Origin of the sequence: Aeromonas enteropelogenes, from assembly GCF_000819845.1 — a bacterium.
In the GTDB taxonomy this organism is placed as follows: domain Bacteria; phylum Pseudomonadota; class Gammaproteobacteria; order Enterobacterales; family Aeromonadaceae; genus Aeromonas; species Aeromonas enteropelogenes.
Window position 1 is genome coordinate 188,300 of record NZ_CDCG01000002.1, and the last position, 11,065, is coordinate 199,364.

11 protein-coding genes are annotated in these 11,065 nt (G+C 37.5%); all 11 read left to right on the forward strand.

Annotation, left to right across the window (positions count from 1 at the left end; genetic code table 11):
- Positions 1–50: 50 nt before the first annotated feature.
- Positions 51–923 carry a glucose-1-phosphate thymidylyltransferase RfbA gene (gene rfbA, locus BN1123_RS00800; RefSeq protein ID WP_042024880.1) on the forward strand — a complete coding sequence of 291 codons (873 nt, stop codon included), beginning with the start codon at positions 51–53 and terminating at the stop codon, positions 921–923.
- Entirely contained in the window at positions 920–1,333 is a 414-nt protein-coding gene (locus tag BN1123_RS00805; RefSeq protein WP_042024881.1) for a sugar 3,4-ketoisomerase, read from the forward strand. Before rfbA ends, BN1123_RS00805 begins: the two co-directional genes overlap by 4 nt.
- On the forward strand, positions 1,306–1,830 hold the full coding sequence (locus BN1123_RS00810; RefSeq protein WP_042024882.1) for a GNAT family N-acetyltransferase: 525 nt from the start codon (positions 1,306–1,308) through the stop codon (positions 1,828–1,830). The genes BN1123_RS00805 and BN1123_RS00810 overlap by 28 nt, the downstream gene beginning before the upstream one ends.
- Positions 1,831–1,836: 6 nt before the next feature.
- A complete protein-coding gene (locus tag BN1123_RS00815; protein ID WP_042024883.1) occupies positions 1,837–2,949 on the forward strand; it encodes a DegT/DnrJ/EryC1/StrS family aminotransferase in 1,113 nt (370 codons plus the stop codon).
- Position 2,950: 1 nt separating this feature from the next.
- A complete protein-coding gene (locus BN1123_RS00820; protein WP_042024884.1) occupies positions 2,951–4,318 on the forward strand; it encodes a glycosyltransferase family protein in 1,368 nt (455 codons plus the stop codon).
- Between the two features lie 3 nt (positions 4,319–4,321).
- Positions 4,322–6,103 carry an ABC transporter ATP-binding protein gene (locus BN1123_RS00825; RefSeq protein ID WP_042024885.1) on the forward strand — a complete coding sequence of 594 codons (1,782 nt, stop codon included), beginning with the start codon at positions 4,322–4,324 and terminating at the stop codon, positions 6,101–6,103.
- A 5-nt stretch (positions 6,104–6,108) separates the two neighbouring features.
- Positions 6,109–7,044 carry a glycosyltransferase gene (locus tag BN1123_RS00830; RefSeq protein ID WP_197064414.1) on the forward strand — a complete coding sequence of 312 codons (936 nt, stop codon included), beginning with the start codon at positions 6,109–6,111 and terminating at the stop codon, positions 7,042–7,044.
- A 62-nt stretch (positions 7,045–7,106) separates the two neighbouring features.
- Positions 7,107–8,402: an ATP-grasp domain-containing protein gene (locus BN1123_RS00835; RefSeq protein WP_082037437.1), complete on the forward strand. Its 1,296-nt coding sequence runs from the start codon at positions 7,107–7,109 to the stop codon at positions 8,400–8,402.
- A 1-nt stretch (position 8,403) separates the two neighbouring features.
- On the forward strand, positions 8,404–9,336 hold the full coding sequence (locus tag BN1123_RS21185; protein WP_197064416.1) for a glycoside hydrolase family protein: 933 nt from the start codon (positions 8,404–8,406) through the stop codon (positions 9,334–9,336).
- Complete coding sequence (locus BN1123_RS21190) at positions 9,336–10,265, forward strand: hypothetical protein (RefSeq protein ID WP_156130269.1); 930 nt, start codon at positions 9,336–9,338, stop codon at positions 10,263–10,265. Before BN1123_RS21185 ends, BN1123_RS21190 begins: the two co-directional genes overlap by 1 nt.
- A gap of 1 nt (position 10,266) precedes the next feature.
- Positions 10,267–11,065: hypothetical protein (locus tag BN1123_RS21610; RefSeq protein WP_042024887.1), on the forward strand; the 799-nt coding region annotated here is incomplete at its 3' end.

Consider the following 11,065-nt stretch of genomic DNA (forward strand, 5'->3'; position numbering starts at 1 on the left):
GGAAACAACGCCGGCACCGGACAATAACTATCAATTAAGTTGGTGATATCATGAAAGGAATTATCTTGGCGGGTGGCTCTGGCACTCGTCTTTACCCTATTACTCGTGGTGTATCCAAGCAGCTTCTACCTGTTTACGATAAACCAATGATTTACTATCCATTATCTACGCTGATGCTGGCTGGGATAAAAGACATTCTGATAATCACGACACCTGAAGATAACGATTCTTTCAGACGTTTACTAGGTGATGGTTGTGACTTCGGCATTTCTTTGCAGTATGCAATTCAACCAAGACCTGATGGCTTGGCGCAAGCTTTTATTATTGGTGAAGAGTTTATTGGTGGAGATAGTGTTTGCCTCGTTTTAGGAGACAACATTTTCTGGGGGCAAGGATTCTCATCAAAATTACTAAATGCAGCTCAAAAAACTGAAGGGGCGACAGTGTTTGGTTATCAGGTAAGAGACCCTCATCGTTTTGGTGTAATTGAATTTGACTTCAACATGAAAGCTATTTCTATCGAAGAAAAACCATTGAAGCCAAAGTCTAATTATGCGGTTACTGGGTTGTATTTTTATGATAACCGGGTGGTAGAGCTTGCCAAGCAAGTCAAGCCTTCACATCGTGGGGAATTGGAGATAACCACACTCAACGAAATGTATCTAAATGACGGCTCATTGAATGTTGAGTTGCTGGGGCGTGGTTTTGCATGGCTGGATACAGGCACTCATGAAAGTTTGCTTGAAGCTGCCACCTTCGTTGAGACAATCGAAAAAAGACAGGGATTCAAAATTTCCTGTTTGGAAGAAATCGCTTGGCGTAATAAGTGGCTCAGTAATCAGGAGCTGGAGACTCTGGCCTCTGAAATGTCCAAAAACAGCTACGGACAATATTTACTATCTCTTTTAAAGGGGGAATCATGAGCCTAATCAATTTTATTGAAATTAAATCTCTGGGTGATAGTCGAGGGGAATTAATAGCACTGGAGTCAAATAAAGAAATTCCGTTTGATGTTAAACGTGTGTATTACATGTTTGGTACCCTGCATGGTGCAATAAGGGGGCTTCATGCTCACAAGGAGCTCAAGCAGGTTGCTATTGCTATGCATGGCTCCTGCCGTTTCATTCTGGACAATGGTAAAACTCGCGAAGATGTCACTCTAAACCGACCAGACCAAGGATTATTAATTGATTCCTGCATGTGGCGAGAAATGCATGACTTCAGCGATGACTGTGTATTAGTTGTTCTAGCAAGTGAGCATTATGATGAATCAGACTATATTCGTGACTATGAGGAGTTTATTGGATGCGTGAACTCATTTCAAAAACAATAAAAATGAGACTAATCAGAGAGGAAGACGCAGAGTTCATTCTTTCTCTTCGATTAGATGAAAGATATAACAAATTTCTGTCAAGTGTTGATGATAATGTTGCGGCTCAGAAAGAATGGATAAAAAAATACAAACAAGATGAAGAAATGGGCTTGCAGTATTATTTTATCATAGAGACAAAAGACTCAAAGCCTTGTGGAACGGTTAGACTGTATGACTTCAAATCGGATTCATTCTGTTGGGGTAGTTGGATATTAAATGAAGACAAAACAAAATACGCAGCGCTTGAGAGTGCATTTCTTGTTTATAAGTTTGGTTTCGAAGAGTTAGGTTTTAAAAAATCTCATTTTGATGTAAGAAAAGGAAACTTAAAGGTAATTGATTTCCATAAAAAATTTGGTGCAGTAGAGACTGGGGAAGATGACGATAATTATTATTATGAAATCGCCCAAGAGAGCGTCCAAAGAGTGAAAAATAAGTTTTCAAAAATTATAGGCTAACATTAAATGAAAAAAGTAGATTTTCTTAATCTTAAAAAAGTTAATCATTCATATCATGAAGAATTAAAATCTGCCGCTGCTCGAGTAATTGATTCCGGTTGGTATATTCAGGGAAAAGAACTGGAAAACTTTGAAAAAGAATTTGCAGAGTATTGCGGTACAAAGTACGCGGTAGGTGTCGCCAACGGTTTAGATGCACTGATTCTGGTACTTCGGGCGTGGAAAGAGCTTGGAAAACTGCATGATGGTGACGAAATTATTGTCCAAGCGAATACATATATTGCCTCCGTTTTGGCTATTACCAACAACAATTTGGTACCAGTTCTGGTTGAGCCGGATGAAAATACCTTCAACCTTTCTGCAGAGACTTTAGAGCAATACATCACTCCTAAAACTAAAGCGATCCTTCCCGTGCATCTTTACGGACAGATTTCAGATATGAAGGGGATCATGGCTGTTGCAGAAAAACATGATCTGTTGGTATTAGAAGATAGTGCGCAAGCTCATGGCGCCGAAATAGATGGCAAGAGAACCGGAAATTGGGGGCACGCCGCTGGTTTCAGTTTCTATCCTGGTAAAAATTTGGGCGCTCTTGGAGACGCTGGTATTGTTACCACTAATGATGCTGAACTGTATCAGGTTCTTAAAGCATTGAGTAACTATGGATCACACAAAAAATATCAGAACGAGTATCAGGGTACCAACAGCCGACTGGATGAAATTCAGGCTGCTATGCTTTTAGTCAAGCTGAAGCATTTGCCTAGAGAGACAAAAATAAGACAGAATATTGCCCAGAAATATTTGACAGAAATTAATAATTCTTTGGTTATTCTGCCACAGAATAATGTAGTAAAAGAGCATGTCTGGCATCTGTTTGTTGTCAGAACAGAGCATAGGGACGCACTGATTAGTCACCTTGAATTAGAGGGCATTTCTACCTTAGTTCATTATCCGATCCCACCTCATAAGCAAAATGCTTATAAAGATTTTAATCACCTATCGTTGCCGGTAACAGAGAAAATACATGATCAGGTGTTGAGTTTACCGATCAGTGCTGTTATGTCTGATGAAGAAGTCCAGGCTGTCATCGAGGCGGTTAATCGGTTTCAGGTAAATTAATATGGCTAAGGTTCTGCTTTGTTTTTCTTCACATCTATTTGTTGATGGCGGGTTTAAACTGATTAGCTACTATGAAGGACTGATCAAAGAACTTAAAAAATGTGGCAACCAAGTAATGGTAGTTAACTGTGCTGAGTTTTTGAATAAGTCATGGAATAGTGATAACGAAGAAAACAGGTTTTTAAAAACAGAGCAATTAAAGGCAGATGTTTCTGCCTTTAATCCAGATCTGGTGATCAGTTTTAATAATACGAAACTCTCCTTCATTGAAGAGTTGTTTGATTGCCCAATTGTAATATGGGAAGCGGATTCATTTACTTTTTATAATGATAAAGAGAAGATTAAAGCTAACCCGGACAGATATCACTTTTTCTGTCTGTCAAACGACGCCAGAAAGCAGATAAAATCTATAGGGGCATGTGAAGATCGCATCCATATGATCAACTCTGGTACGGCCGTGGAAGCACAGTCTCTGGAAAAAATCCACAATGTCAGTTTTATTGGTAGTAATTTCAAAGGGCCTAAAGGATTGCGAGATCTACTGCAGATGCACAATACGCCGGATGTCAAACAGGCTGTACGGTATCTGTCTGAGAATTTCTATGTGGATCCCGAAGAGTATCTAACCAAGAACAACCTGAGTGTCATTCTGGAATATCTCGATCCCCTAGACTTTGGTATGATCAGTAGTGCTCAGAACAGGGTTAATACCCTGAATGCGATGGCTGAGTTTGGGTTGACTCTCTTTGGTTCCAGTAGTTGGCTCGATACGGTAGAGACCTGTCCAAATCTGGCAATGGCATTTCAGCCAGAATCTGTTTACAGCCTTAGACATAATCAGGACATATATAACACTAGCCAGATCTGTTTGAACGTATCGCATGCTCAGGCCGTCGATGGGTTTTCATGGAGAATAATGGATATTATGGCATCCAATGGATGTCTGTTGTCTAGTTACAATAAAGGTATTGAAAGGTTTACCAAAGGGTATATCGATATTCCGATGTTCCGATCATCTGGCGAAGCGTCTGGGCTGGCAAGGAAACTGCTCAATGATGCCAGTTATCGGGATGCGGTAGTTGAAGGTTCACAGGCCTGCATTCAGGATAGAGGTCGTTGGGAACATCGTTTTCAGGAAATTTATGACGCTTTGGGTATCTGTCTGGTTAATGCAGGAGAAAATGGTTCAGCAGTTTCACTTAAACGTGATAACTATCTAAAAGATAATTATATCATTTATGCCAAATCGGTTTATTTTGTAGCTAGTCTTATGTCAAATTCCTCGCGGAATAAACTATATTTCTTAGCTAAGAATTTGGGTTTCAATATTGATTATCATATGATTAAGTCAGTCATGGAAAAAAAGTAGGCCATGTTTAAACTCTTTTTTGAATTTGTAGAAAAATACGGCTCTGCTTTCAAGTTCAGAATAGTTTTGGTACTGCTGTCAGCAGTAGTTTCTGCATCACTTGAAGTTATGGGTGTAGCATTACTGTACCCTCTAGTTACTATTTCTATGAACCCTGATATAGTCATGAATAATGGGTACATAAAGATAATATATAATGCGCTAGGGTTCAGTGATACACGGTATTTTGTTGTCTTCATCGCTTTCTGTGTTGGCATGTCCTTTATTATTAAGAACATATACATGCTATTTCAGCAGAAGTTTCAGTTTGATATGGTCAGAGACTGGCGTAATGATATTTGTAAAAAACTGATGTCGGGGTATATTCATGCACCAATGACGTATCATCTGACTAAAAATTCAGCAAATATTATCAATAACCTGACAGCAGTGGTTAGCCGGGTGGTAAACTCGTACCTTATTCAGTGCGTGATGTTTATTTCTAATGCGATGGTATGTTTTTCGCTGCTTCTGATTCTGATGATTAAATATTCTGGAATATCATTGATTACAGCATTAGTTGTTGGGGGGCTACTCTGGCTTCAGATGAAGGTAATAAGAGGTGTCACTCATGAAATTAATGCAAAATACGTAAAAGCTAATCAGGAAAATATTTCTATTCTGACCATGTCATTATCTGGTATCAAAGATACTAAACTTATTGGAAAAGAAAGTGTATTTCTTGATAAATATGATAAATCCAATCAGGAAGTGAGTGAAATAGACAAAACCAATATGCTCATACAGTATATTCCTATATATCTCAGTGAAGCCATATTGATGTTTGGTATTATTATATTTATATGCTATATTCTGATGACATCTCCTGAACCTGCGGAAGGTATTGCTAGCATTACATTGCTTGCCGCAATTGCAATTCGTTTGGCGCCTATGATGAACCGCCTTCTGTACTGTTACTCTCAGATCAAATCATCCGGTAATGCAGTAGAGACAATCATCGAAGAGTTTCAGTCTTTGGATGGGAATGAAGATAAAGCCGATAATAAAGTTGTATTTAACGATAGTATCGATTTAACTAACATTCATTTTTCATATCTGGGGAGCGATGGGAAAGGGATCCGGGATATCAACGTAAAAGTTAATAAAGGCGAGTTCATTGGCATTGTTGGAACATCTGGAGCTGGCAAGACCACTTTTGCTGACGTATTATCTGGTTTACTTCCGATCAATTCGGGTCAAATCATTATTGATGGAAAGCCAATTTCTCTGCAGGAATATAAAGGCATTCGTAACAGCATCAGCTATGTCAGCCAGAGCCCTTTTATCCTTAACGGTTCACTACTGGAAAATGTAGCTTTTGGGGTTACCCCATCAGAAGTGGATGGTCAGGCCGTAATTGATGTACTATGTAAAGCCGGATTGTCTGATGTTTTGGGAGAGCGTGGCATGGATTTTAACCTAGGTGAAAATGGTAAAAATCTTTCTGGGGGACAGCGGCAAAGGGTTGCTATTGCTAGAGCACTGTATTTTAACCGTGAAATCATTGTCCTGGATGAGGCCACATCAGCACTAGATGCTGCTACCGAGCACGATATCTCTAATGTTATTGCATCTCTTAAAGGGGAGCGGACTGTAATTGTTATTGCACATCGGCTATCTACCCTTAAGAATGCTGACAGGTTAATCATATTTGACAATGGTACGGCTATAGATACCGGGCATTTTGATGAACTTGTAGCCCGTAACGATGGTTTCCGCAAGATGGTGGCGCTATCTAGGTATTGAAATAAATGAGAAGTAATTTGCCAAAAGTTGCGGTTTTGATTGGTTGCTACAATCACGAAGAGTTTATTATTCCCTGTCTGGAATCGGTTCAGAATCAAACATATCCTAACGTTGGCATCTATTTATCCGATGACTGCTCACAAGACCGAACGCAGGAAGTCATTAGAGGTTATCTTCGTGATCACCCAAGTTTAAATGTGAAGGTGACTTTTAATCAAGCCAATAAAGGGATTGCCGATAATTACAATTCCCTTATTGAGAGTGCTCTGAAAGACCTGGAAGTAGAGTATATCATCCCATTTGCAGGGGATGATCTGATGAGAAAAGATAAAATTGAGCTTCAGATCAATGCGCTGCAAGCTCAACCGAAAGTATGTCTTTGTTACTCTAATATGCAGTGGTTTAACAGTGTGACAGGAAAAAAAATAATTAATCATTTTAATTTTATTTTTAAACCTGAACTGATTATTGAAAATATTATATCAGAGGCTATTATACCTACACCCACTCTTTGTATTAAAAGAGAAGCATTGGCGCAGGTTCGTTATAACAATGAACTTCGATATATAAACGATTATTTGTTTGCAGTTGAACTTGCTATCTTAGGAAACGGTGTAGTTTATATTCCAGATAGTTTAGTTTTCTATAGAAAGCATGGTGCAAGCATCATGGATACTCGAACCTTTTCTAAGGAAAGGCGCCAAGCTTCTGATATCATTAAAAGAAAGTATGGATATGATAAGGTAGCCAGTAAATTTGCCAGAACTGCGGCGTATGACGAGGTTTTGGAAGCTTTTTATAGAAATGAGTACAAAGTATCATTTAAAAAAGCATTAATTCTCTTTCCTACCTTTTTTTCTTCCAAAAAATGGTTTTTCAGACTGTTGAAATTGCTGTTTATCATAAAGAATAAGCTATTTAATGACATCTTTCGAAAGTAAAGTTATTACATCTTTACTATGTTGCATATCAATTTTACTAGAACTGACTTAGTGGTAAAGGAATGCGTAAATTTATAAAAAAGCGAGTGTTGATTTTTCCAAGTGGTATGGAAAATGGTATCGAAATCGGTAAAAGTTTAAAATACTGTAAAGAAGTAGAAGTGTTTTCAGCAACCGCAAATATTCAGAATCAGGCATTTTATCTATATAGCACTAATAATATCGTTAGGCACATCAATGAAGATGGCTGGATTAATGATTTAAATTCGGCTATAGAGAAACATAGTATTGATATTGTGTATCCAGCCAACTCGTTGGTTATCGATGCATTGAATGATAATAGAGAAAATATCCGAGCTGATATACTTTTACCCTCTGAGGCGATCATTGACTTAACCAGATCAAAGAAAAAAACATTGAATGCTCTGATGGATTTAATTGATGTGCCTAAAGTCTATGAATTAGTAGATGATATTCCAGAGTTCCCGGTATTTATTAAACCAGACCGTGGTTATGGCGCTCAGGGGGCTTCTGTTATTCAGCATGCATCGGAACTGGATGGCCTAGAACTGAATGATTTCATTATCCAGGAGCTTTTGCCTGGTAAAGAATACACTATTGATTGCTTTTCTGGCGCGAATGGGAAGTTAATGTTTTGCTCGGGTAGGGAAAGAAGCCGGATTAGAATGGCAACCTCCATGCACGCAGAAGATGTATCTGAAGAGCTTAATGAATCATTCCGTGAGATTGCAGGAAAGATACTCAGCAGAATACCTATTGAAGGGGCCTGGTTCTTTCAGATGAAAGAAGACGCAGTGGGTAAACTGAAACTGCTGGAAATCGACGTGCGTATAGCTGGAACCATGGCATATAACCGTTGCAAAGGTGTTAACTTTCCTCTGTTGTCACTGTACCAATATTATGGATATGATGTTGGAGTTCTGACTAATGATATCCGTTTTTCCATGGATAGAAGCCTTAAAAATCGATATGTGCTGGATTATCACTACGATACAGTTTATGTGGATCTTGACGATACGATTATTGTAAAAGGAAAGTTGAATCTGGAGGTGATTACTTTTTTGTACCAATGTGTTAACAATGGTGTAAAGATTGTTCTGGTTTCTAAAAACCGTCTTGAAGATAAAGAGCAGTACCTAGTAGATCACAAAATATATCAACTGTTTGATGAAATAATCTGGCTAGAAGAAAGCGATAAGAAACACCTCTATATGAAAAACCAGAATGCTATTTTTATCGATGACAGTTATTCACAGAGAAAAGAAACTGCCGAAATGTTAGGTATTCCTACCTTCGATTGCTCCATGGTTGAAGCATTACTAGATGATAGAGGGTAAAATGAAAGTAAATGATTTAGGTTTTATTTTTAAACCAGAAGGTAACGAAACTTGGTGGAATAGTCATGCTATGGCCCCTACCCCAATTTTGCTTGATAATGATACGATTCGAATTTACATGGGATGCTGGGATGCTGATGGCATTTCTCGCATTGGTTATATAGATGTAGATTCAAATAATCCTAAGACTATAAAAAATATCAGTCAGAAACCGGTGTTGGATATTGGTAAAGATGGTTGCTTTGATGAAAATGGTGTATTCCCTGGTCATGCATACAAGCTATCAGATGAGCTTGTTTATCTCTATTATACCGGATTTCAACTAGGGCATAAGATTCGTCATTATAATTTTGGCGGTCTTGCTATTAGTAAAGATGGTGGTAACACCTTTACACGTTACAGCCAGGCTCCTGTCATGGATCGCGCGGATGAAGGTTTGTTTGTTCGTGCCGGTCAGTCTATCGAGCGTGATCCGAATGGTGGTTTCCATATGGTCTATTCAGCAGGTAGCGATTGGTGTCTATGTAAGGGGGAATACCGTCCTGTTTATGATGTATTTTACCAGCATTCTAAAGATGGTATTGAAATAGCCAAGCAGGGTAAAAAGATAGTTAGCTGTGATTTAAATGTTGAACATGGATTAGGTAGACCTCAGATTACCAAACTGGGGGATTATTATTATGCCTTTTATACCCGCCGGATTATTGAAGACATGAAGTACTTCATTGGAGCATCTCGTAGTTTAGATTGTGTAAACTGGGAGCGTTGTGACTCTATTTTTGATCATATCAACTATGGTTCTGATGATGATTTCAATAATGAAATGATCTATTTCCCCTCAGCTGTTAAAGTATCTGACAGAAAAGCAATTCTTATTTATACAGGTAATTACTTTGGTCGAGATGGTATTGGTTCTCTGGAGTTGATTTTCTGATGGAATTAATCGAATTAAGTAAAGATGAATATTCTAAGTTATTAAAGAAGCCATTTTCTGTATTTGATTCTATAGCTTTTTCAGAATTAAATGAAAATAAAGTGGATTCGTTAACTTATGCCAGCTTTTATAACGGTAAAAATAGATTTGGTCTGACATTTGGTATTCGTGATGGAGTCTTAATGGCTCCATTTTCAGCTCCGTATGCTTGTTTTTCATCAATTACAAAGAATAACAAAGTAGAAGCATACTCTGAGGCTTGCGAAATTCTGGTGAAACACGCTAGAAAGAAAGGATTGAAGAAAATTAAGCTAACATTACCTCCATTAGTATATGATAATGATCATATTACAAAGCTGTATAACAGCCTATATGTTTGTGGTTTTAAAATTATAGGATGTGATATTAACTATCATTATGAGCTGAACGATTTCGATGGAAACTATATATCAAGTATTGTTCCACAGGCAAGACAAAAGCTCAAAAATGCGCTGACAAACAACCTAAGATTTGAAAAAACAGATAATATTGAGTTGGCTTATCAAATTATTAGGCAGAATAGAGAAGCTAAAGGATATCCACTCTGGATGTCACTGGACGACATTTATAAAACAATACAAGTTATCAAAGCAGATTTTTTCATTGTGTATGATCAGGAAGATAATCCAATAGCTTCTTCTATGGTTTATCATGTAACTGATGAACATGTACAGGTAATATACTGGGGGAATATTTCCAATAGTGATCATTTGCGTCCTATGAACTTTATTTCATTTAAAACATTTGAATATTACAAAAAGTCCAAGAAAATATTTGTTGATATTGGACCATCAACAGAGTTCAGCATTCCAAATTTAGGTCTCTGTGACTTTAAGCAGTCTATTGGCTGTAAGACATCGCCTAAGTTTACGTTTGAAATGGATATTTGATATGGCTAAAATTCTGATTTCATACTTTGGATTAGAGGAAAATAAAAAATCTATTTTCTTTGAAAGCTTTATCAATTCTTTAGCAGAACAGGGTAATGAAGTTTTATATCTTAATACTACCGGTTTTCTCGAGAAAGCTTGGAATGGGAATAATAAGCTAAAGGAAAATATACAAGTTGATGAACTTCTTTATGACATTATGAAGTTTTCTCCGGAACTATGTATTACATTTAACAATTCTATTCCATCTGCTATCGTAAATATGCTGGATATACCTATTGTTATTTGGCATGCAGATACTTTCATGTATTTCAACGATAAAGATAGACTGAAGTTAGACCCTGAACGATATTTCTATGTTTGTCCATTTGAAAGGGATATCAAAACGTTAAAGAAAGAATTATCCATTAGCAGTGATAGAATTCTTAATATACTGCCTGCTACATCGGTGAAATCAGAACTGCTAGAGCAAGATTCCAATATCTCTTTCATTGGCAGTTTATTTCAATATCATGGTTTTGAAGAAAAACTTAGGGATGTTAAAAAAAGAGGAGAGATAATAAAAGCTTGTAATATAGCTAAGTCAGATCCTTTAGCTGATATTGAAAAAATCGGCCAGCAACTTTCGTCTCAAGATGCTCTGGAAAGTTTCTCACATGACGATTTGATGACGTTTAGCTCCATCCAGGACCGTAATATGACATTGGCATCTCTTTATGATCTTGGTATGAAACTATACGGTAAGTCACCTTATTTTGATTGGTTATCAATTGGCCAGTTCTTACCTAATCTTGGTTTAT

Coding starts and splice junctions, on each gene's coding strand:
- BN1123_RS00810 (WP_042024882.1), top strand. CDS start 1,306: ATGCGTGAACTCATTTCAAAAACAATAAAAATGAGACTAATCAGAGAG.
- BN1123_RS00815 (WP_042024883.1), top strand. CDS start 1,837: ATGAAAAAAGTAGATTTTCTTAATCTTAAAAAAGTTAATCATTCATAT.
- BN1123_RS00835 (WP_082037437.1), top strand. CDS start 7,107: ATGCGTAAATTTATAAAAAAGCGAGTGTTGATTTTTCCAAGTGGTATG.
- BN1123_RS21185 (WP_197064416.1), top strand. CDS start 8,404: ATGAAAGTAAATGATTTAGGTTTTATTTTTAAACCAGAAGGTAACGAA.
- BN1123_RS00830 (WP_197064414.1), top strand. CDS start 6,109: ATGAGAAGTAATTTGCCAAAAGTTGCGGTTTTGATTGGTTGCTACAAT.
- BN1123_RS00825 (WP_042024885.1), top strand. CDS start 4,322: ATGTTTAAACTCTTTTTTGAATTTGTAGAAAAATACGGCTCTGCTTTC.
- BN1123_RS00805 (WP_042024881.1), top strand. CDS start 920: ATGAGCCTAATCAATTTTATTGAAATTAAATCTCTGGGTGATAGTCGA.
- BN1123_RS21190 (WP_156130269.1), top strand. CDS start 9,336: ATGGAATTAATCGAATTAAGTAAAGATGAATATTCTAAGTTATTAAAG.
- BN1123_RS00820 (WP_042024884.1), top strand. CDS start 2,951: ATGGCTAAGGTTCTGCTTTGTTTTTCTTCACATCTATTTGTTGATGGC.
- rfbA (WP_042024880.1), top strand. CDS start 51: ATGAAAGGAATTATCTTGGCGGGTGGCTCTGGCACTCGTCTTTACCCT.